Raw genomic sequence first — 22,589 nt, 5'->3', positions numbered from 1 at the left:
CTGATTTGCGCACTACTAAGTGCAGCCATAGCTGCCATCCTCCTCAAGGTCTTCGGAAAATTATCTACCGTCACAAGAGTTCCTTTTGGCCCATTCATCTCCGTCGCTGGTTGGAGCTCATTTCTCATTCTCATTCGATGAGTACCGACCCAACGAACACTTGCGGGGGATTCTACTGGCACCACCTCGCAGGGATGCAGCCAGCCACTCATCGGCGCCGAAAATCCACCGAGTGTTGCGACTGGCAACACCACGTACCGCCAACCACGACAGACCTGTAAAGGCGCCGCTTGCTTACCTAGTGTTGCCACTGGCAACACCTCCAACGCGGCCCCCAACGCTTAGGACAAGGAAGTGGTCACCAGTGGGGGAATTGAAAGTGTTGCCACTGGCAACACCAAGCAGCGCCGACTACTAGGCGGTCTTCACCGGCACCGACGGCTTGCCGACTGTTGCCACTGGCAACACTTCACGGTGGTGCGGACCACACCACCCAGGCGCCGTTGAGCCCACAATGACAAATCCAGCACCCCGGGTTCTTCATTTATTACTGCGCCCCCAGCAGCCTGAAAGCAGCATGGACATGGTTCACCCACCTTATATAAGGAAACCATGTCCATGGCTGACAACTATCAGCTCAACATCGGCTCCCTCAGGAGCCAGGTCCAGCTGACTCTCCACACCCATCATGCCGCTCGAATTTGGCTGGGTCGCCAGAAGAGCGATGAGAAGCACAGCATCCTCGGGTTGGCTGGCTTCTGCTCCAAGATCAACCAGATCGACCGTGGGTCGGCCCAGGACGACCCCTACTCCGACTGGTGGATGATCAGGATCGAGGAGAAGATCCAGGAAGTAGACGATGCCCTCAAGGCCATCGACAGCCGTCTGGATGGAGTGATGGCCCAGTTGCCCAAGGCACTCGAGATCGGTGAGAACCTCTCTATCCAGCCCCTGAAACTGCCGCTCTTCATTTCCAACCCGTTGGGATTCAAGGGCGTCCATCTGCTGACTCAGTACGACGAAGTCGTTCGCCGCATCCTGCTGGCTCAGCACGTCGCAATGATCGGTCGCCGCGATGGCGAGATCTGGATCGATGAAGGTGCCCACCTGCTGCGCAGTCTTTTTGGGCTGGCCCAGCTCCATCGCTTCTCCGGCGCCTCGCGTGACGACTTCGCAGCCAACAATGCCCGGGCCGAGAACGCGCGCGAGATGTACCAGCGCTACGGGGACATTCCTCAGGACATCCTGGAGGGCACCCGCCGATCGAGCTTCGCCCCCCCTATCCGCCGTGGCTCGACAGGTCTGATCGAAGAGCTGGATGACGATCTCGAAGGCGAGGCCTGACTTACATGTATTCGGACACCCGCCCAATGGAGGAACTGCAACAGGGTGCCTTCAAACCGCTGCAACAGGGTGCCTATCAAGGGCTGCAACAGAGTGCCTCACTAAAAGGCCTTTTAAAGCCCTTTAAAGGTAAGGGGGAACTGGTCCAGTTGGCGGAGCACTGCGCGTCGTTGGAAGCGGGATTGCGCGGCCTTACCCAGGTAGTGCTGGCCCAGGTTCGCCAACATCCATTTGCCCTGCTTCCAGTCCGGCTCATCGAGCAAAACACTGCCGCTGGCACAACCTTTCTTCGCTGGCAAAGCGTGCAGGGCCGGCGCATGGGTGTCGGCGTATGGGCTCAGATGGTCCACGCCCCCAAAACACCAACCCACTTGCTGCAGGATCTGTTTGCCCTGGAGCAACACCGTATCACCCTGAACATGCAGATCAGCCTCATCCACTCCATCGGCAAACAGGCCGCCGAGTGCGCTGAAAAAATGGGGCAGGCCGAGGCCGAATATCAGGCTCGACTGCAGCAGGTCATGAACCCACCTCAACACTGAACGGAGATACACCATGGGTACACCAGTAGTTTGGGAAGGCAACGTCGGCAATGCTGCTGAGCACCGGTCGTTCCCCAACGGCAACAAAGATCCGCGGCATATGCTGCGCCTCAATGTGATGTTCGACAACTCGATCCCTGACGGCCAGGGTGGCTACAAGGACCGTGGCGGCTTCTGGGCGAACGTCGAATGGTGGCATCCGGATGCCGAGCGGTTCGCCGCTCTGTTCCAGAAGGGCATGCGCGTGGCGGTGATCGGCCGTGCGATCATGGACAGCTGGACGGACAAGCAGAGTGGCCAAGAGGTGTCAGCGCTCAAGGTCGAAGCCAGCCGGATCGCGATTCTTCCACACCGGATCGAACATGTGTCGTTGTCTGGCGGCAGCGGCGTGCAGCGCCCGGTCAATCAACCGCAGGGGCAGGCACGCGGCCAGACCAACGGTGGCCAAGCTCAAAACGTTCCTCAGCCGAGCCCCGAAGACATGCGCCACTACGGCGACGGTTTTGACGACGACATCCCCCTGTAACCCCCCCTTAATTTGGCGCGCCACATCGCGAAGCTCCTGGTGACAAGGATGTCACTTCGAGCTTCCCCTCCCTTCAATGAAGCCGCTCCGTGGCATCTAACCATAGCCTGGCAGGCGATTTTTCAGGCGCCGTTCGTGAAGTCACTGGTGGCAAGGACGGACCCTCGGCTCCTCATTCCACTTCGAGGTAACACCGCATGCACCACGACTACCCGGAATATCCATCCGTCAAGGCGACAGTAGACTCATCGCGGTACATGGACGCCGTTCAGGCGCTCGATGGCGTCCGCCAGGTCTTTTTCGACGGGGAGTCCATCCTGTTGCCTGAGGCCGAAGTGGAGGCCATCGAAATGCTTCGCTCCCGTTTTACGGCCACTCTCGAGTATGGGCAGGCCAAGGAGTATGAGTTTGCGACCAAGGCTCGAAATGCCGGTGTATCGACGACACTTCTTCGACTTGGCCAGGCGGTTCACGATAGCACTGGCCAGGACGCTGAAATGATGGTGCGTGCTGCACTGGAGGCCCCCAGCGCGACGCTGCTGGCATGGTCGGCGCTCTACCGTTCTGGGATGCTTCCCCACTAGCGGTGGCATTCGGTCATTGGCCTAGGGCCTGATTTTCAGGCGCCATTCGTGAAGCTTCTGGGTACAAGGACAGATCGCCGCGACCGCCCACTCTTGGGTAGCGTCTGATGCCGAGTCACTCCGGTCGACGAAGACTGCCGGGGGAGGCGCACTCGGAAAGCCCCCAGCACGAGTTCGGAAAGTCGTATCAGAAGGGGCGCTGCAAGCAGCGCTTGCCCAGGTCAGGGGCAGATACGAAATCGCCGCATTGGCAAATTGCCTTTCCTGAAGGCATCTCCGCCCTACAGCTGCTAACTTGTATCGAACTGAGGCGCTGAGGCCGAAAAAATCGGCATCGCGTGGGATTACCGGTATCAAGATCGTTTGGGGCGTGACCTGCCCGGCAGGAACAGGGGCCCTGAGGAGGAACATGCGATGCAGAGCGAAGTTACCCAAGAGCGAAAAGCGGATAGGCGCCAGTTCAACAACCCCCATCCTGCGGTAGAAGCTGCAGGGGTGGAAGCCGCCAAGAAAGGGCTTCCCGTGTATGCCTGCCCATACAAGCACCCCGCCATGCTCGCCTCCTGGCTGAAAGGGTACAAGCGCTCCCAGCAGCTCACCCTTAATTTTTGACCCTTCCTCCGTAGGCCTGGCCCTCCCGAATTCCCTCCCTTCCAGTTGACCATTTCGCGTTGTGCCGTCCCCGGTCGGCGGCAAGAGTGCCCCATGATTTAACTGTTCAGGGGCACCCTATGAAACTCATGATCATCGAGGCACCGGGCAAGTTGAAGAAGCTTGGGCCCATGATGAAAAAGATCCGCCCTGGCGAGCACTGGGTGGTGGTGGCTTCTGGCGGCCACATCCGTGACCTCCCCCAGTCTGGCCAGGACGACACAATGATCACCACTGGCGTGTTGAAGACCCTTCGTCCTGTGTACGAAATCCTGCCCAAGAGTGCCCGCAACGTCAGCAACATGCGCAAAGCACTCAAGGAAGCCACAGAGGTCTACATCGCCACCGACCCTGATCGGGAGGGGGAAAGCATCGCATGGCACATCCAGCAGACACTGGGGATCCGCGAGTACAAGCGGGTCACGTTCAACGAGATCACCCAAGCCAGGGTGCGTGAGGGCCTGGCCAACGCACGGAGAATTAACGGGCAGCTCGTTGCCTCGCAAGAGTGCCGGCGAGTGCTTGATCGCCTGGTGGGTTATCTGGTCACGCAGGAGCTTCGACGAGTCCTTGGCCAACCTACATCCGCTGGTAGAGTCCAGTCGCCTGCCCTCTACCTGGTGGTGTTGCGTGAGCGCGAAATCAGGAACTTCAAGGTGGTCCACCACTTCGGGGTAGAGCTGACCTTCAAGGACGACACGAGCGGTATGGACTGGACTGCGGTGTGGCAACCGATCCCGGATTTCGCCAATAAAGAGACCCCCTACGTTCAGGACGGCACGCTCGCGACAAGGGTTGCCGAGACACGTGCAGTAATCGTCGAGTCGTGTGAAGACGGCAAGAAGCGGCGTCCGCCCCCCCCACCGTTCATTTCATCTACTCTGCAGCAGGCGGCCAGCGTGGCGTTGAAATGGGACCCGGACAAAACCATGCAGGTCGCGCAGCGCCTGTACGAGCAGGGTGTGATCACCTATCACCGGACGGATAACCCCAATTTGGCCGATGAGGCCATGCCAGATATCCAGGCTGTGGCCAGCAGACAAGGCCTCGACGTGGTTAACGAGCGCCGGACGTTCAAGGCGGCGGATAGCGCCCAGGAAGGTCACCCCGCAATTGCGCCAACGGCGTGGGAGGATGAAGTCGCAGGCGAGTCTCCTGATGAGCAAGCGCTGTACAAGCTCATCAGGATCAGGGCGCTGGCCAGCCAGCTCGCAGACGCCATCTACGACATGCGCACCGCAAAACTGCTGGCTAGAGGGCCGGATCAGCGGCCGTTACGCTTCGCCGCGACCGGCAGCACTGTGGCCTATCTCGGCTGGATGAAGCTTCTGCAGCAGGACGACACGGATGAAGAGTCGACCGACATTCCCAAGAACCCTGTACCGGTACTCGAGCCCAAGCAGATCCTCAGCGTCTTCCAGGGCGAGGTGCTGAACCAGAAGACGAAGGCGCCGCCACGCTTTACCAAGGCCAGCCTTATCAAAGAGCTCGAGCGGCTGGGGATCGGGCGCCCCAGCACGTTTTCATCGATCGTCAAGAACATCACCGGTAAAGGCCTGGTGGTTGAGGAGAAACGCAAGTTGGTCCCTGGTCCCTTGGGCGTGAGCACCATCGACCAGTTGGAGGACCGCTTCAGCTTCGTCAAGCTGGCGTTCACAAGCACGCTGGAGAAGGACCTGGACCGAATTGCTCGGGGGGAGGAACAGTACGGTTCAGTGGTCGCCAAGTTCTATCAGCATCTGCAGACGGAGCTCGCAGCCCTCCGCCAAGCGCCCACAGTGGCGATGAAAACGCGGTCCCCAGAAGCCTCATCAAGCGCCCATGACAGCCCCTCCTGCGGCAAGTGCGGGATGCCATTGGCCCGCCGCCAGAAGCGCGGTGATGGGGGTTACGACTTCTGGGGATGTACCGGCTACAGGGCGAACAACTGCAAGGTTAGCTACCCTTCGATCAAGGGCGTGCCCGATATGTCCAAGCCCAGAGGTATGTAATAGGGATCACACCTCCTTTGGTCACAGGCCATAGGAGAGCGACCTAAAGGCGAATTGTAGAGCCTCGTTTTGAGCACCATAGACCGCCCACAACTTGAGATCGAGAATCCCGGAATCCACGGTACAATACATACCCAACAGCGCCCTCTAACCCACCCACGGTTCTGGTGGCCGGTGGGGAGATCCATTCACATCTCTGACAGCGCTGCACCGTTGACTATGACCCTGGGGTTGAAGATGCCTAGCTACGAACAGCGTTATGATGCGGCTCGAGATAAGTTTTTTGCTGATAATCCGCATGCACTTGCTCAGGTTGAGTTGGTGAACCCTCGTGTAATTGAAGCATGCGGTGTGACGGTCGAAGAGTTCCAAAAAATAAAACGGATTGAGATATTCGCCCAGGCAGCCCAGCAACGAGGTCTAGATCTTGACGAGTTTGTGATCCACCTGGTCGCGGACTCTCCTCAGCAAGCGCAAGAGTGGCGTCTAAAACGTCATCATGAGTTTGCCGAGGCGCTCGGAATGGATTGGGAAGAATATAAGAAGGTCAACCGCATTGTGGAGTAACCAGTGAACAAATCTATTGACCATTTAAAGCTCCAGACAATTGCGGACGCATGCAGGCGAGGCTTACTGAGCCTCAGGGAGACTCGTGGCTCTACGTTCAAAGGCTTTCCATGTGGCTCCTGCGGCGTTGCATCGGACATCGTTGGAAGGGTCATCTGGGAGACGCTGCAACTCAAGGGGACATACATCTGTGGCACGAGACACCCGCTTCTCGACCCCAACGCATCACATGCCTGGTACGAGGTTGACGGCCTAATAATCGATATTACCCACGACCAGTTTCTGGACACGGGACTCTCTGGTTGGATTTTCCAGGCTGGAGATACTTGGCACTCGCAGTTTGAACAAGAACGTCGCGAGGGATTCTGCTCGCCGTCTGGATGGCCATTGTACCCATTTGACGGCTATGATGCGGCGGTCAGAGCAGTGATTGCCAATGGGTTCCCAGTTAACTCTCACTAGTCATCGATCATGCTGCCACTATGAACTCCGGGAGCTCCTGCGCAAACAGGGGCGATGCACACCCCTAATTCTTCTCCACCGGATTATCTTTATCTCCTACCCCAAACTCGTATAGCTCGGCACCCTGCTCGCTTCATCTGGAGCGAGCATATGTCTATAGCCACAAGTGACCTGTCAAACAACATCGTCAGTACCTGGATTGTCCTGATCATGAGGCCTGGTTGATGAAGCGACCACGCCTACTGAACAGCCAACCCTCGCTGCTCGAGGGCGCCGTGTTTGACGGCTACGACATGGGCATCCTCATGCCCTACATCGAAGGTGCAAACAAAGTCATGCTCGGCCGCAGCGGGTTCTATATCCGCCGCGGCGACCATCCGCTCTGCCGTTATTGGCGCGTGCCCAAGGCCAAGCTCATCGACGAGCTGGACCTGGTCTACCACCAGCTGATCGAGCTGGCCGGTGGCAAGGTCACAGAGTCGTGGCAGGCCTTCCGCCAGAAGATCGAGTCCGCGTTGAGTGCTCCTCGCCGAGACGCCTTCACCTGGGGGATGCTGCTGCGCATCGCGCCGCTGGCCGACGGCGGTGTACTGCTGTCAGGTGACTACCACCCGGGTGTGGTCGCCGTCGCACGCCGGATGCGCGGAGTATTCCTGGGTCGATCAAGCTCCTGGCGCATCAATGCGACCGCCGAGATCCTGCGCAGCAACTTGATCCTGGAGCTAGGCCTGGTGGAGGAGCAGTTCGAGATCCTGGATGTGGTGCAAGAGCTCCTGGGTGATGGCTCTGTCGTCCCGGCGGCTGATATTCCGCGCATCAGCCTGGGCGGCGCTCCGCAAGAAGCCTCGGCAACCGCCAGTGGGGAAGAAACCTCCAACGACATCTACCTCGCTGCCGTCTCGCCGATCGAGCGCACCGACTTCTCTGACGACGCGATCGCCCTGGCCCTGGTCGGCTACTCCCTGCTTGATCACCAGCCTGCAGGCATCGCTCACCTGCTCCAGCGCACCAGCGCGCTACTGGCTGACGATATGGGCCTCGGCAAGACACGCCAGGCCGTCATCGCTGCGCACATCAGTGCGGCCGGTCGGTCTATCCTTGTCGTTACCCTATCCTCGTTGCTGATCAACTGGCAGCGAGAAGTCTTGGCGGTCTACCCTGAGGCGACGATCGCCCTACAGAAGCATGACCCCCTCGCCCAATGGATGCTGATCAACTACGAGCGCCTCGGCGACTATGTGTTGTTGGCAGAGCACTACCACGTCCTGGTGGTCGACGAGGCCCACCAACTGAAGGAGCCGACCGCCGAGCGTACCCGCCATGGCTTCGATATTGCGGCTAAGGTGCCAAATCGCTACCTGCTGACCGGCACGCCTGTGCTCAATCGTGAGACGGAGCTACACACCCTACTGCGCCTATCGGGCCACCCCATCGGCCAGCTCCCCCTCAGCGACTTCTGCGAGCGCTTCGCCGGCAGCCCGGAGTTCCGGCAAAACCTCCGTGCGGAGCTGGGCGACTGGATGCTTCGCCGACGCAAAGACGTCCTGCCAGGACTCAAGGGCAAGCAACGGCAGTTGCTTGCCGTGGCCATGGGGGTTGAGGAGCGTCGGAAGTACGACAGTATCCGGCAAGAGGATAGGCCGATCTTTGCGAGGCTCGGCGCGCTTCGCCACTACCTCGAGCAGGTGAAGGTTCGTGTCGCTATGGACCTGCTCGGCGAGCTGGACCCGGAGGACAAGGTCATCCTGTTTTGCGAGTTCAAGCCCACTGTGGCGCGCCTCAAGGAACTGTGCGATGAGGCTGGTATCGGTAACGTCACCCTGATCGGCAGTGACTCGCTCACCAAACGTCAGAAGGCAATCGACAAGTTCCAGGGCGATCCAGAATGCAGGGTTTTCATCTGCACCACCCAAGCCGCAGGGACTGGAAACAACCTCACGGCCGCCAACTACGTGTTCTTCCTGGGCCTTCCTTGGACACCAGGGCAGCAGGACCAAGCCGAAGACCGCGCGTATAGAAACGGCCAACTCAGGACGGTGATCGTGAAAATCCCGCTGGTAGAGAACAGCATCGACCAACAACTGTGGCAGATGCTCTTAGCGAAGCGTCAAGTCAGCTTGGAGCTCATTGAGCCAGAAGAGCAGCAGGACGCGCTGGCCAAGGCTATGCTCGCCGCGACTATCAGTCAGTAAAGCCCACGGTGCAGTTGACCTTGTTGACTGGAAGGGGAGTCGGTTACCTTGTGTTTCCTTGAGGGCTATTTATTATCCCGGAATATACGAATGAGAGGCTATCGATTAGCTCGGCGACCAACTTATCCAAGGCTATAGCGACGGACTTAAACTGCTCAAGTGAGTTTGCTACCACGATGTCTTTGATTTCATCATAAGACATAATATCTGTAATCATTTTAACTGAAATTGACTCGACCGCCGAGCTCTCAATTGTTTGCAGTATGCATAAGTTTTTGCTAGAAAACCCAGATTGATGCGCCACCTTGTTTCTAGGGACTCTCAGGTGAGTAATAGTATCCTCCATGCGCTTTAGAATTGAAAACGCTTCAGGCGAGAAGCTCGATAACTGCTTATGAACTTTCTTATTACCACCTAGGCGTTCAATCTCGCCGTTTTCCATTAGCATGGTAGACCCTGCTAGTAGACAAGAGCGATCGACCACGCTGGTAAGGCGCAGTAGGAAATTTTCTATATGGAACGCATGGTGCTCAGAGAAGTTAAAATCTGAGCCTGAGTACGTTTTTTTGCTTAAGTATTCAAGAGCGATATTTATGCTCTTGAATGCATTGTCAATCTCAGCGACTCTCGAGAAGACTTCTTGGGAGTACGTTTCAACAGCTGATGCTTGGTAAGTGCTTTCACCGTTTGACAACGCATTTATACCTTTGGATAGCGACGAGGTCACCATCGGAAAAAGTTTTTTGATATTTGGGTTTTCTGAATGAATTTCGGCATTCCTTCTTGAGATAGGTGAAACTGGGGGAAGAGCTAATAACGACTCTGCTCAGACGAATGCTGGGTAACTTAGCACCTGAGTCGCTGTCTCGCATAGGCTCAAAAACCTGATGCATGATGCCGAGGTACCGGTGGGCGCCCAAGCCTAGGCCCCCAAAACAAGCAACTGCAGGAATTCATCAAACGCGCCGAAAAATCTAGGCCTTCGAGATATTGATTTCCAGCTGCACGGGAAGCTACTGGCTGTCAACGTTGCCCTCAATGACTACAGGGGGCCTCATGATCAGGCAGTTGACCACTCTCTCGCTCGCCGCGCTCGTTGCGGGTTGTGCGATTCAGAAGGCTGAGCAGCCGCCGAAGCCGGCGTTCGATAGCAGCCGTAATCCCGAATGGCTATCTCCGGACATCTACCCGAACGGAGCAAGCCCGGAGAAAGAACCGGTTGTTCGGTATGGCCGCTACACCTTGGTGAGCACCCAGCCCGATGCGAGCCAGCGCGACCTGATGGCACAGATCATCGACGTGACCATACCGTCCAGCATGAACCCCAGTGTTCGGGATGCCATGCTCTACGTGGTCGACCGGTCAGGGTACGCCATCTGCCCACCCAGCTCGCAGCACGTCAACATCCTGTACACCCGGCCTCTGCCGGCAGCCCAGTACAAGCTCGGCCCGATGACTCTGCGCAACACCCTGCAGGTCCTCGCTGGCCCGGCCTGGCAGGTGAAAGTCGATGAAGTGAACCGTCAGGTGTGCTTCGTGCTTCGCCCCGGCTACCAATTGCCAATCCCATCGGCGCCGGCGGGGCAGCTCTACGCCGACAAAGCGCAGAGTCCTTCCACCAGCTCCGCCATCGCGACCTCGACGTCGGGCGTTGTCGTCGCCGCTGTACCTGCTCCCGCTCCAATCTCCACGACTACAACCTCTGTCGCAGTCCCCGCGCCAGTGGCTCCCGTGTTCCCCCCAGTGGCACCTGCCAAGGATGGCTCTATCCCGGCTGCGACGGTGATCGCCGCGGCTAAACCTTCGACGCCTGTGCCCCCGGCACCGACAGTGTCCAACCAGCCCACTGCATCCAAGCCAGCGGCTGTCGTCACCACTTCCGCAGTGGTGGCCCCGACCATCGAGGTCAAGCCCGCCCCACCGCCCCGGCCGCTGCCCCAGGTATGGACGGCCGAAGCTGGATCAACTCTGCGCGATAGCGTGGAGGGTTGGGCCAAGAAAGCCCGGTGGCGAGTGATCTGGGCCCAGGAAGACCTCAACTATCCGATCGAAGCACCGCTGCACTTTGAGGGCTCGTTCCAGGAAGCCATCAAACAGCTGTTCCCGCTCTATGACGATGCACCGCGTTCCTTCGTAGTCGACGGTAGCGAAGGCTCCCAGAGCGTCTTGTACGTCGCCGAGAGGAAGAAGAAATGATCAAGTCTCCATGGGCCCGCTGGGCACTGACTCCGATGGCCCTAGCCCTGGTAAGCAGTTGCGCCCTACAGCGAGTCAACGAGTCGTTCGATCGAGCTGAGTTCGATGGCCGCTCGGCGAGCCAGTACACCAAGTTTCTGCAGAACCAGCAGCCGCAGCTGAACCGTGACACGGTCGTGTTCAGCAACAAGCCCTGGGTCTCCACCGAGCCGCTGGTGACCAGGCGCGGATTACCTTTCAACCTGGATCGGAATGTCGCCTACCGGCCGACGAGCCCAGTGTCGATCACTGACGTGGCCCAGCTCATCACCAAGGAAACGGGTCTGCAGGTGATCGTCGCGCCGGATGCGCTGAACCCCGGGATACTCTCATCCAAACCTTCCGGCGGTGCCACGCGGGAGGCCCCCTCGACCTCACCGGACCCTGACAGTCTGGCTGGCCTGCTGCCGAACGGCATGGCCGGGGCCGTGCCTGGGGGGGCAACCTCTTTTGACCTGGGCCTCAGCGGCGGTGGGCTGATCTCCGGGCTGAAGTACAGCGGCAATGTCTCCGGGCTGCTGAACCAGGCGACCTCTCGACTGGGGCTGTCGTGGCACTTCGACCCGGAGCTGCAGGGCGTACGCATCACCTACTTCGATACCCGTACCTTCGATGTATGGACATTCGGCGATGAGTTGGAGATCGAGAGCACCGTCAAGTCCGGTCTGCTGACCTCCACCGGCAATGGCGACTCGGGCTCCTCGACTTCGTCAGGGGGAGCCACCGGTGAATCAGGCAGTAACCAAAGCACCAAGTCCACCTACAAGACGTCACTGATGAGCGACATCGAACGCAACGTCAAGGCCATGCTCAGCATGCAGCCCCCGGGGCGGCTGTACCTCTCTCGCTCAACCGGCACACTCACCGTGAGCGATCGGCCAGAGGTTCTTAGCCGGATTTCGGCCTACCTGAAGGAGACCAACCGCAGCATCACTCGTCAGGTGCTATTCAACGTCAAGGTCTACGAAGTGAACTTCAGCGACAGTGACCAGACTGCGGTCAACTGGAGCGCTGTATACAAGTCCATCTCTGGAAAGTGGGGTTTCGGCCTGAGCAACACCGTCGCCGGCATCAGCTCAGAGGCCATCTCAGCCAGCGGTAGCATCCTGGATACTTCCAGCTCCCCATGGGCAGGCTCCAAGGCCGTCGTGCAGGCGCTTTCGGAACAAGGCCGCGTTTCCGAAGTGCGTTCGCCGTCGGTGACCACGCTGAACCTGCAGCCGGCACCGATCCAGATCGGTAACGTCCAGAGCTATGTTGCCTCGAGTTCGACCACCACCACCGCGTCTGTCGGATCTAGCACCGCCCTGACACCTGCGACCATCACCAGCGGCTTCAACATGATGTTGCTCCCCAAGCTCCTGGACAAGGAAAACATGCTGCTGATGATCACCCTCAGCATCAGCAGCAAGCCGATCTTCAAGGACTTTGAGAGCAATGACTCCAAGGTCCAGACCACCGACTACGACACGAAGAACGTTGCGCCGAAGGTCCGCCTGCGCAGCGGCGAGACGCTGATCCTCACCGGGTTCGACGAAAACGGGGATGACGCGCGCAAGTCCGGCGTAGGCAGCCCAAGCTTTTTCGGCTTGGGCGGCGGCAGGACTCGTTCGACGTCCCACAGCGCCCTTGTGGTGCTGGTGACACCGATCGTCCTCCCGGACAGCCTGTAATTGGTGGTGCTGATGAACACGGAAACTTCCAAGCCTTCAAGCCGGGTACAGACGATCCAGTACCGCGGGCGCGTCTTTGTGACCGGCATGCTCTGGATTCCCCTGGGCAATATGACGAGCTACATGAAAGAGGCGCGGCAATACGGCCAGGAGCACAGCCTGGACATCGTCGCGATTCGCAGGACCTCTCTCATGATCCAGGCGGGCTTTGTGTCCCGCACCTCGGACGTCAACAAGGGCATGTACTCACTGGCCGCCACTTTGGCCGGCCAACTGGGGGACTCGTGGATCGCCGCCTGGCCGGTCGACGCTGACCAGGACCGCTACGCCATCGTCGCCGTCCATGAGGGCCGAATCATCCCGGGCTGCGACCTGATCGGCACTGCAACCGAGGTCCGCAAGCGCGTTCTGCAGCAGCGCAGTCGCGGGATTCAGTTCGAGCGCGAGTTTCTCCCCACTGAGTTTTCCATGGGGGGGGAGCTCTTCGATATAGAGGAGCTACTTCACCCATCTCGGCTCAAGCGTGAGTATCGGCTACGTCCGCTCGTTTTCGGTATGTCCAAATCAGAGCTGGCCCAGCTGCTCCTGGTGCTTATCCTAATCGGTGGCGGCCTGCTGGCCTGGTCCCAGTGGAAATCGCATCAAGCGGAGATTGCCCGTCGAGCGGCGATTGAGGCAGAGAAGAAGCGCCTTGAAGCTCTGGCCGATCTGCAGAAGCAAACCGGCACGCAGCAGCCCCTGCAAGCGCTTGAACACCCCTGGGCGAAACAACCCTCTGTCACTGACTTCGTCGAGGCCTGCAGCCTGGTGATGTACCAGCTCCCCCTCAACATTCAGGGGTGGTCATTCGACAAAGCTGACTGCAATGGCTCACAAGTCGTCGCGGCTTACCGCCGGGAAGGCAACAGCAATGCGCTCAGCCTTGCGAATGCCGCCGTCAACCACTTCTCCATGCGCCCAGAGTTCGCTGAACAAGGTAATGCCGCAACACTGAGGTTCGATATTTCCACCAGCGCCGCAGGTGATGATCCGTTGGTCGACGCCAATGACGCTCTCGAGGCCTTGACCACCTGGTTTCACAGTTTCTCCCAGGAACCGCAGCTGCAACCAATGCCGGTGGTGATGCCTCAGGAACCGGCTCTGCCAGGCCAACCCGCGCCACCTCCACCACCACCGCCTCAGTGGAAGCAGTACCAGCTGTCGTACACCACCGGCGTTCTGCCTTACGACTCCTTCAATGGCGCTCCGACCCAAGGGCTACGCCTTCAGGAGATCAAAACCGAATACAAGGCCGACCACCTGATCTGGTCGGTCACAGGAGTCCTGTATGCAAAATAACCTCAGCCTGGTTCTGCTGTCGCTACTACTGCCGATCGCGGGCGCACAAGCTGCTGAATCCGGTCTTTCCGGTATCAGCGTCGGTGAACTGGGCAGGGTGCAAAGCGAGACCATCTTGCTCAAGGCTAAAGCCGAGCGCACCAAAGCAGAGCGAGAAGCGGCCGGCCCCCTGCCTGAGCCTCAGCAAGCAGCGACTCTGTTCCCCGGGCAAGGTTATCCATCGTCCACACCTACCTTCACAAGCCCTCGCCAACCGGCTTTGCCGGTCGTGAAGGAAATCAGTGGGTCCGGGCTGAACTTGCGGGCCAGCCTGGTCTACAGCGACGGCAGCGTGATCGATGCCAAGCCAGGCAGCGAGTTGCCGGATGGCTTCCGGGTCCAACAGATCACTCTCGACGGGGTGGTTGTGGGCAAGGATGGAAAACGACTCCCCCTGGGGTTCGGTAATCGGGTGGGAGTGTTTCAACCACAGCCTAGCCTGCCAGGCCTCATCCCTGGACAACCCTGAGGAGCATTGACCATGACTGATCTATCCACTGAGCCAGTCGGCCTAAAGGCTGTCGAATTGCCTTTGGCACCGTTGCCAGCGGCGGTGCTGACCGCACCAGGTGGTCCTCATCCAATCAAAGACGACTTACGCCAAGTCCTTGCCCTGACCGCCGATGGGAAGCTGTACGTATCTCCCCAGCACGTCCGCGACCCCTACGTCATGTCATTCATGGACCAACTGGACCTCAAGGAGATCGACTTCGAGGTTATCTCCGCATCGATGACGGAGATCAGAGCGCTGTACCAGGCCTCGACGTCGACGGGCACAAAGGCCCTTGTCGAGACCCAGCGCCAAGCCCAGGTGGTGGAGTTCATGGGGGACGCCCACCGCCGCGGCGCCAGTGATATTCACATTGTCGTTTCGCACGATGTCACTCGGATCGAGTACCGGCTCTTCGGCGTCCTGCAGGAGGTGCGTCAGGAAAAGAGCGACGTAGGCCGTGAGTTCTGTGCTGCGCTGTACAACAGCATGTGTGATGTCGCGGGCGACTACTACCAGCCCCACATCGCTCAGGATGCCCGGGTTAGCCGCAAGTTCGTCGACCAGTTGGGCCTGTATGGTGCTCGAGTCGCAACGCGGCCGTTGGTGGATGGCCCGCTGATGGTGATGCGTTTGCTGTACGACGACACATCAAAGCAAAGCTTCGAAGAACTAGGTTTCCTGCCTCAGCAGGCCGAGCACTTCCGCAGGCTGCGACGTCTTCCCTTTGGGCTAAACCTGATCACTGGACCAACAGGATCCGGCAAATCCAAGACCCTGCAGGTCAATCTCAACACGCTGTACGAAGAAACTGGTGGCTCCCGACACATTCTCACACTCGAGCATCCACCTGAGTATCCGCTCAAGGCTAATCAGTCACCGATCTACCCAGGCGAGACTTGGGGTGACGCCATCACAAACGCAGTTCGGCTTGACCCCGATGTGCTCATGTACGGCGAGCTGCGTGACCTGGCGTCGGCCCGGGCTGCATACACCGGTGCAATGACCGGCCACCAGAGCTGGTCGACGCTGCACACGAACAATGCAATCGCCTCCATCCAACGCCTTATTGATATGGGTGTGGCTGATTACCTCGTCACCGACCCACAACTGACCACGGGGATCGTGAACCAGTCGTTGGTACCGGTTCTCTGCCCCGCCTGCCGGATTCCACTTCGAGACAATACACACGGCATCAGTAGCGATCTCTTCGCCCGATTGGAGCAACTGCAGATCGTCGACCAAGTCAACCTGGTCGGTGAAGGCTGCAGCCAGTGCAGGAACCTCGGTGTCGTCGATCGCACCGTTATCGCCGAAACCTTGCTGACCAACGTCAAGCTCATGGAAACGTTCACCCAGCGCGGCGCAAGCGCGGCGCGCAGGTACTGGGTCCACGAGATGGGCGGCATCACCAAGATTGCCCACGGGATCATGAAAGTCACCAACGGGATTGTGGACCCACGTGACGCCGAGCTCTTTGCTGGGCCGCTCGACTTCGACAGACAATTGATGGAGCAGTCCGATGCTTGAGTTGCTCCAGGACTTCTGGACCGGCGTGCGTGAGGCCGCACAGGGCTGGGTAGTCACCTTCTACGCCAAGCAGTTTGGGAAGAACGAGCGAATCCAGTTCTACGAGAGCCTGTTGGGTGTGCTCGAAGACGGGATTGCGATCGAGGAAGCGCTAGAGACCGTCGCCAAGGCATTCAGCAGCGACGGTACTACGATGCACCCTGTTTCAGTCATTTGTGGCCAGGTGGCGATGCTCGTGCGGGGTGGTAAGTCACTCGCGGATGCCTGCAGGAGCCATTTGCCCTATGACGAGGCCTCCCTGGTCGAGACCGGGGAGAAAACCGGTAACCTGGTAGGGGCGTTCCGGGATTGTGTCCGGCTCATCGAGGCCCGCCAACGCATTGCTCGCTTGGTCATCTCAGTCGTAGCGCTTCCTTCAATTTCATGGAGCCTCATGGGGGTACTGCTGTATGTCATCGCCACCTGGATGGTGCCGTCGATGTCTCAGCGCCAAGACCCCGAGCTGTGGACCGGAATCCCAAGGCTGCTGTACGCCCTTTCCAACCTGATCACGCACTACGGTCTGGCGATTGTTGCGGTAGTGCTGACCTTGATCGTCGTCTCGTTCGTGACGCTCCCATACTTTTGCGGCTTGCAGGTTCGGCCCAACAGCCCGGTCTGGAAAACCCAGCTCAGCCTGGTACTGCAGACCACCAGGATGCGGCTCGAGTGTATTCCACCCTGGTCGATCTACAAGGTCCTGCATGGTTCGATCTTCCTGCTGAACATGTCGGTGATGCTCCGCGCCGGCGTCGGCCAGCTGAGCGCACTCAGCATCCTCAGCCGCAGCGCGTCGCCCTGGCTGCGAGAGAGGATCGACGCCATCAACTACGGCGTCAGCTCGGGTAAAGATTTCGGCACTGCACTCAAGTTGGCCGGGCACCAGTTCCCTGACCAGATGGCCATTCATTTCCTTCAGGTCCTGGCCACCCGACAAAGCTTTGCCACATCGATGGAACGGTTCGCCAATCGGTGGCTAGAGCAGATGCTCAAGCGCGTTGAAACAATCTCAAAGTCCCTTACAGCCATATCCGCAGTAATCATGGGTCTGCTCATGATCTTCGTCATGATCGGCATCTTCCAGCTCGCCATCGGCCTGATGGACTCAATCCAACATTAAGCACACAGCCCAGAGGCAACAAATGAAACTCTCTACCCCGAAAAACCAACGTGGCTTCCTGTCCATCGACGGCGTCATGTGGATCATGCTCATCACCATCGCTTTGGGTTTCATCGCCTGGATCGGCTACAAGATGCTCGGCAGCTCTGATGCCGCTGTAGAACAAAGCAACATCACCACCATCATCAGCAACGCCAAGAAGCTGAAGGGGTCGTCTGGATATGGCACCTCCGGGACCAACCTGGTCCCTTCGCTGATCGCCATCGACGGGACTGGCTCCATGGGCGTTTCGGGCACCACCCTGACGAATCAGTGGAGCGGTGCCGTAACACTTGTGAGCAATGGCATGACCTTCACTCTCTCCGAGAGCAACGTGCCCAAAGCAGCCTGCATCACGCTGACGACCAAGATCGCAAAGGACAAGCAAACCACCACCTACATTAACGGAGGTTCGGCAAACCTCGGCGAAGTGCTTCCGGCCACCGCAACAACTAGCTGCTCCAATGACATGAACTCGATCTCCTGGACCACTTACTGAAGGCCGACGGCGTGAGCTTAATTGCAGATGCTGATTTCGTGGACCTCTACCTTGGCCACGAATTTGCCGATGTGAAGGGGCTGGCCGGCCAGCCCCGCAAGGCCCCCGTTCCTACGGAATGGTTGACCGAGATTCAGGAGCTTCGGGCACAGTGTCTGCATCAGTACGAGACGACACGTGAGCCTGAGTTCGCCCTCGTGCTTGAGGAGCGAGTGCTCTTGCGGGTGACGTACAACCTAGATGTCTTCACCAAGCCGTTTTTCGTACTCAACCGCTCAAGAGCAACCATCATCCCCCTCGAGGATCTTGGGTTACCGGATCACATCTACGATTGCTTGCTCGCAGAGGAAACCAGAGGCCTCGTGTATTTCGCCGGAGAGATGGGGACAGGAAAGACCAGCAGTGCAGCTTCGGCGGTCAAGGCTCGCCTGACGTCACTCGGGGGCCTGGGCTTGACCGTCGAGGATCCGCCAGAAACCCTCCTGCAGGGCGAGCATGGCCCAGGCCGTTGCATCCAGTTGCCAGTCTCCCGAATCCAGGGCGGTTACTCAGAAACCCTGATCCGAGCCCTTCGCACACGTGCAGACCTCATCCTGGTCGGAGAGGTGCGGGACACAGCTACGGCGGTTGAGGTCATCAAGGCATCCATCAACGGCCATCTCATTATTTCTACGGGACATGCAGGCAGCATAGGAGGAGCCATCAAGCGGCTGTCCGTGCTCGCCGAGCCCGTCATGCCCAATGCCATGGAGGTGCTCTCCCAGGGGCTGACGGCGGTGATCCACCAAACCTTGCACCGCCCTGACCACGGACAGCCACGGCTGACGCTCCAAACCCTGTTGCTCAACCAGGATGACGCACCGTCCATCCGCGAGAAGATCCGCAGCGGACACCTTCAGATGATTGAGCAAGACATCGTCACACAATCGAACAGGAGTCTCTGGCATGGCCAGTAAACGCGGGCAAGCTGGCTTCTTTACCATCGATGGGCTGTTCGGCCTGATCGTGCTGAGCATCATGCTCTCTCTCGCGGGCTGGTGGATGCTTAGTTTTGGAAACCAGCAGGACTACAGAATCGCCGCCGAACAACAGCGGACCGTGGCTGATGCATTTGCCAAGTACCTGAAAGACAACTTCTCAGTGGTGCTCAACAACGCCGGCCCGACCACACCCGTGCAGGTCACCGTGGACATGATGCTGAACACGAAGTATCTGCCGGCAGGCTTCAGCTCAACCAACAGTTTCGGCCAGACCATCGTAGGCTTGGCCAGACGGCTTAACGCCAATCAGCTGGAAGCCATTGTGGTGACCACCGGTGGCCAGGTAATCCCTGAGCTTGGCATCCGCACGATCGCTGAGCATCTGGGTGGGCCGGGGGGGTTCATTTCAGCGCTCAAGCCCGGGGTGATCCAAGGCATACGTGGAGGCTGGGAGGTCGCGTTGAGCAACTACGGCATCAACCCAGGGCAGGGCCATACCGCGAGCGCTCTATTTTTGATGGACGGAGTCCTGGCCAACGACTATCTCTACCGCAACGCGGTGCCGGGCCACCCTGAGTACAACCGGATGAACACTGCTATCGACATGGGGGGCAACGACGTTAACAACGCAGGTTCGGTAAAAGCGACAAGTGACATCATCACCAGTGACGGCTGGTTCAGAAGTCAGAACGACACTGGGTGGGTCAATGGAAAATGGGGCGGGGGCATCTACCAGTCCGATGCTGACTGGGTCAGAGTATTGAATGACAAGGGCCTGCTGACGGGAGGAAAAATCCGCGGCGGAACGCTGCAGGCTGACGGACGTGTAACTGTAGGAGAATACTTAGACATTGAAAGCACAGCTATTGAAGGTCAAGCGTGCCCTAAGATTGGTATTCAGTCAAAAACCACTCTCGGTGCCCCTCTCACCTGTCAGTGTCTAACGCCCTCTTGTCAATCCAGCGCTTGGAAATCAGCCGGCGCAGCAGACTTCTTAGTCGTCAACTGCGTGATGAACAACTGGCTTAGTTGCGTACCAGTGTGCCCCAGCGGCTACACTCTCCAATCATCCTCTGGCGTATATGGACAAAACAGCAATTATTTTGCGGACCGATATTATGGAGTTGGTGTCTGCACCCGGTGACTGGAACTCTATTGATGCAGCAGCAGGTCCGACTCTACCGAGTCAAAGGCACATCATTCTGCTGACGGGTGGAAAAAGAGCTTTTTGAGGTGCAGGAGGCTTGTTAACACTACCCTCTACAGTCGTGGTGCGATCAGAGACATGCTTAAGATACTCAAAGAAACCAAGTTTAAGAAAGCGTTCCGAAAAATGGGGGGAAAGGCCGCAGGGGGCACTAACTCCTTCAGCTCTCGAGCCTGTGCAACCATTGAGGAGGGAGTGAGCCTTGGGCACATCAGTGTAGAGCCCCCTTCGTTGACGATTGGCGCGCACTCGTATATCAGGAGTGGGACCAAATTGTCCGTCGTCTCTGAGATCGGCCGTTTCTGTTCTATAGGGTCTGACTGCACACTCGGTCAAGAAAAGCATACACACCCCGCAGACTGGGTGAGCACGCATCCATTCCAGTATGTAACAGGGGAGCTGTCTTATTCAGCGCCTCTATCTTGGGTCACTGTAGGGCATGACGTTTGGATCGGCCATGGCGCTACAATTCTGGAAGGCGTGACCATTGGCACTGGAGCAATTATTGCTACAAACTCCCTTGTCACTAGCGACGTACCACCCTACGCGATAGTTGGCGGAAACCCAGCAAAGATCATCAAATACCGCCACAGCTCAGAAATCATTCAACGGCTACTCCAAACCGAATGGTGGAACCTTGAGCTGAACTTCCTCAGAACCCTTCCCCTCAATAACCCAGAGAGTTTCCTCGAGGCGATCGAAAGTAATTCATCGCTACCACAAGCACAATACTCCAAACTACATATTGCAAAGCGCAAAGCACACCACACCCTATAGCGGACTGTAGCCCTTGATTTTTTATTAGGATATCGTCATGTACATCTATTGGATCGCTATGCTGTTTCTGATGGCCGCCGGGAGTATTTTCTCGCAAATGCAATATGCCGACGAGGTTATTTCAGAGCAAGCTACGGTAGATTCACTTAGTAGGAGCATGCTGGTATACCGATCGGCCGCAGCGGAATATGCCCGCGCCAATCCAGGGTTCACCGGCTCGCCGGCAGAGGCGTCACTGAATCTTCCCGGTTGGTACACCAAGCAGAGCGGGATCGCTGCATATATCGCCGGTGGGGTGACATACACCTACATCACCGGAGCGGTCCCACCGGGGCTACCTTCTGCCCTATCCGAACGAACCGAGTCCGCAACCGTTGGTGTTAAAAGATCCGGCCTACTGGTCTCGCCGAAAGGGGGGAACATGGCCATCGTCGTTCCAGCGCCCGTACCAGAAGGGGCTGTCGTTGCCGTCTACTGACCGTTGACACACCTCGCGAAACGCCCACGAGCCTTGCATCCCAAGCCTAGTTCAACCCATAATGACATCAGTTATGAGTTGCCTTGGTTTCACCCCGCTGGCTACTGACGGTCATCAGTAGCGCCCAGGTATTGTGGTTCGCCTCAATGCCAAACCGTAAGCACGCTATAGCTCCGGGAAGGGCGTGCGGATCTGGTTGAAGGCTCTCCCTGTGTCTCCCTGCTCTCTAGTCGCGCAGCCGTCTAACTCGTGATGATCGAGTTCAAAGGCACATAGAATTTCAAGAGGTTCGGTGCTTCTTTGATCCAAGGGTCACATTGGTAATGTGACCCCTCCTCTTTCTCTTCCCCTTGTGTAGCCTGATGGACTTGTCGAAGGTCCATGAGGCTACCCAATGGGTACTCTCCCCTTGCCGGTGGCCCGCCGGCGATAAGCCGGGCTCCTTTTGTGCGCGGATGCGTGCCTCATGTTTGCTGGCCAAAGCCACGAGAATGGCCGGGTGATGAGAATCGAGACGATCAATGCCCAGGGATCGACGATTCCGACACAGGTGGCTCCTTCAACATTTTTTCAAGACACGACTGGATCGGCTCTCTGTGGCAGATCCAGTCGGATTTCTCTTCCCGCCATGCTTTTCCCCTCCCCCTCCCGCTTGACACAACCCCTCCCCCCTCCGATGATTAATCCGTGATCTGCTGACGTTGTCAGCAACATGCCCCATGCAGCTCGGATCCGTAATGCTGCAGCACGCTAGTCGTGTGATCCTCCCCAAGGTCGTTCAGCTTCTGGTAGCACGACCGGTCGACTATCTGTCGATAGAAGCTCCTTCCGCCAACCCCGTAGGGAATCACTTTCCTACCGGGCAAAGTGTTCTCTGCAATATCTCAGCAGGAAACACTCATGACTCAACTCTCCACATTCGATCTTGACGAAGGCGAGCCCGTTTACCAAGGCACGGCCTCATCAGAAGCCATTGAAGACATCGTCGGCGAGCTCTACGGCGAGGCGGTTAAACTCTACCCAACCTATGAGGCAGCAGTTCGCTCGCATTTCTGCAAAAAGATGCGAGAGACCTACGGTAACGACGAAAACCTCAACACTGAAGTCCAGTATGCGTTCGCTTTCGCCAGGCATGCATACGACTATGTTTCTGAAGCTGAACTGCTCGAGATTGAGGCAGCGAACCGTGAAAACGGGATCTGCTCCCACGGTCTCACTTCGATGACCTGTCCTTGTGGCTGCTTTGAGTTCGACTGAAAGCACCTCTCGATTAACCCAGTGTTCCA

21 protein-coding genes are annotated in these 22,589 nt (G+C 58.0%); 20 read left to right on the top strand and 1 reads right to left on the bottom strand.

Features of this window, described 5'->3' with window-relative positions; all coding sequences use genetic code 11:
- The first annotated feature begins 618 nt into the window (after positions 1-618).
- The 8 genes from NGM28_RS15380 (at position 619) to NGM28_RS15345 (ending at position 8,859) form a co-directional block, all read left to right on the top strand.
- Positions 619-1,344 (top strand): PFL_4669 family integrating conjugative element protein, encoded by a 726-nt coding sequence (locus tag NGM28_RS15380; protein WP_252090670.1) that lies wholly within the window; start codon positions 619-621, stop codon positions 1,342-1,344.
- A 26-nt stretch (positions 1,345-1,370) separates the two neighbouring features.
- Positions 1,371-1,886 (top strand): DUF3158 family protein, encoded by a 516-nt coding sequence (locus tag NGM28_RS15375; protein ID WP_252090669.1) that lies wholly within the window; start codon positions 1,371-1,373, stop codon positions 1,884-1,886.
- A gap of 13 nt (positions 1,887-1,899) precedes the next feature.
- Positions 1,900-2,412, top strand: a complete 513-nt coding sequence (locus NGM28_RS15370; RefSeq protein ID WP_252090668.1) for a single-stranded DNA-binding protein — start codon at positions 1,900-1,902, stop codon at positions 2,410-2,412.
- Between the two features lie 197 nt (positions 2,413-2,609).
- On the top strand, positions 2,610-2,996 hold the full coding sequence (locus NGM28_RS15365) for a hypothetical protein (RefSeq protein ID WP_252090667.1): 387 nt from the start codon (positions 2,610-2,612) through the stop codon (positions 2,994-2,996).
- Between the two features lie 414 nt (positions 2,997-3,410).
- Positions 3,411-3,608 (top strand): CrpP family ICE-associated protein, encoded by a 198-nt coding sequence (locus NGM28_RS15360; RefSeq protein ID WP_252090666.1) that lies wholly within the window; start codon positions 3,411-3,413, stop codon positions 3,606-3,608.
- A gap of 119 nt (positions 3,609-3,727) precedes the next feature.
- On the top strand, positions 3,728-5,638 hold the full coding sequence (locus NGM28_RS15355) for a DNA topoisomerase (protein ID WP_252090665.1): 1,911 nt from the start codon (positions 3,728-3,730) through the stop codon (positions 5,636-5,638).
- A 237-nt stretch (positions 5,639-5,875) separates the two neighbouring features.
- Entirely contained in the window at positions 5,876-6,205 is a 330-nt protein-coding gene (locus NGM28_RS15350; protein WP_252090664.1) for a DUF6388 family protein, read from the top strand.
- 686 nt (positions 6,206-6,891) lie between these two features.
- Complete coding sequence (locus NGM28_RS15345) at positions 6,892-8,859, top strand: DEAD/DEAH box helicase (protein ID WP_252090663.1); 1,968 nt, start codon at positions 6,892-6,894, stop codon at positions 8,857-8,859.
- A 43-nt stretch (positions 8,860-8,902) separates the two neighbouring features.
- Here the strand turns inward: NGM28_RS15345 and NGM28_RS15340 are convergent, their stop codons facing one another.
- Entirely contained in the window at positions 8,903-9,553 is a 651-nt protein-coding gene (locus NGM28_RS15340; protein WP_252090662.1) for a Cthe_2314 family HEPN domain-containing protein, read from the bottom strand.
- 362 nt (positions 9,554-9,915) lie between these two features.
- On the opposite strand from NGM28_RS15340, the gene pilL2 reads away from it, so the two are divergent.
- The 12 genes from pilL2 to NGM28_RS15280 all read left to right on the top strand — a co-directional run bounded on the left by pilL2 (position 9,916) and on the right by NGM28_RS15280 (position 22,560).
- A complete protein-coding gene (pilL2, locus tag NGM28_RS15335) occupies positions 9,916-11,055 on the top strand; it encodes a PFGI-1 class ICE element type IV pilus protein PilL2 (protein WP_252090661.1) in 1,140 nt (379 codons plus the stop codon).
- Complete coding sequence (pilN, locus tag NGM28_RS15330) at positions 11,052-12,767, top strand: PilN family type IVB pilus formation outer membrane protein (RefSeq protein ID WP_252090660.1); 1,716 nt, start codon at positions 11,052-11,054, stop codon at positions 12,765-12,767. The genes pilL2 and pilN overlap by 4 nt, the downstream gene beginning before the upstream one ends.
- 12 nt (positions 12,768-12,779) lie before the next feature.
- On the top strand, positions 12,780-14,105 hold the full coding sequence (gene pilO2, locus NGM28_RS15325; RefSeq protein ID WP_252090659.1) for a type 4b pilus protein PilO2: 1,326 nt from the start codon (positions 12,780-12,782) through the stop codon (positions 14,103-14,105).
- Complete coding sequence (gene pilP / locus NGM28_RS15320) at positions 14,095-14,613, top strand: type IV pilus biogenesis protein PilP (protein WP_252090658.1); 519 nt, start codon at positions 14,095-14,097, stop codon at positions 14,611-14,613. The genes pilO2 and pilP overlap by 11 nt, the downstream gene beginning before the upstream one ends.
- A gap of 12 nt (positions 14,614-14,625) precedes the next feature.
- A complete protein-coding gene (locus NGM28_RS15315; protein ID WP_252090657.1) occupies positions 14,626-16,164 on the top strand; it encodes a GspE/PulE family protein in 1,539 nt (512 codons plus the stop codon).
- Positions 16,157-17,323: a type II secretion system F family protein gene (locus tag NGM28_RS15310; RefSeq protein ID WP_252090656.1), complete on the top strand. Its 1,167-nt coding sequence runs from the start codon at positions 16,157-16,159 to the stop codon at positions 17,321-17,323. The genes NGM28_RS15315 and NGM28_RS15310 overlap by 8 nt, the downstream gene beginning before the upstream one ends.
- Positions 17,324-17,345: 22 nt before the next feature.
- Positions 17,346-17,861, top strand: coding sequence for a type 4 pilus major pilin (locus NGM28_RS15305; RefSeq protein ID WP_252090655.1), 516 nt, complete (start codon positions 17,346-17,348; stop codon positions 17,859-17,861).
- An 11-nt stretch (positions 17,862-17,872) separates the two neighbouring features.
- Positions 17,873-18,817 carry an ATPase, T2SS/T4P/T4SS family gene (locus NGM28_RS15300; protein ID WP_252090654.1) on the top strand — a complete coding sequence of 315 codons (945 nt, stop codon included), beginning with the start codon at positions 17,873-17,875 and terminating at the stop codon, positions 18,815-18,817.
- Entirely contained in the window at positions 18,807-19,985 is a 1,179-nt protein-coding gene (gene pilV, locus NGM28_RS15295) for a shufflon system plasmid conjugative transfer pilus tip adhesin PilV (protein ID WP_252090653.1), read from the top strand. Before NGM28_RS15300 ends, pilV begins: the two co-directional genes overlap by 11 nt.
- Before the next feature lie 141 nt (positions 19,986-20,126).
- Entirely contained in the window at positions 20,127-20,825 is a 699-nt protein-coding gene (locus NGM28_RS15290) for a CatB-related O-acetyltransferase (RefSeq protein WP_286089003.1), read from the top strand.
- Between the two features lie 37 nt (positions 20,826-20,862).
- Complete coding sequence (gene pilM / locus NGM28_RS15285; RefSeq protein ID WP_252090652.1) at positions 20,863-21,303, top strand: type IV pilus biogenesis protein PilM; 441 nt, start codon at positions 20,863-20,865, stop codon at positions 21,301-21,303.
- Between the two features lie 900 nt (positions 21,304-22,203).
- Positions 22,204-22,560 (top strand): hypothetical protein, encoded by a 357-nt coding sequence (locus tag NGM28_RS15280; RefSeq protein ID WP_252090651.1) that lies wholly within the window; start codon positions 22,204-22,206, stop codon positions 22,558-22,560.
- Positions 22,561-22,589: the final 29 nt, after the last annotated feature.

The organism is Pseudomonas sp. MWU13-3659 (assembly GCF_023757525.1).
In the GTDB taxonomy this organism is placed as follows: Bacteria; Pseudomonadota; Gammaproteobacteria; order Pseudomonadales; family Pseudomonadaceae; genus Aquipseudomonas; species Aquipseudomonas entomophila_E.
This window is presented reverse-complemented; position numbering and strand designations above follow the sequence as displayed.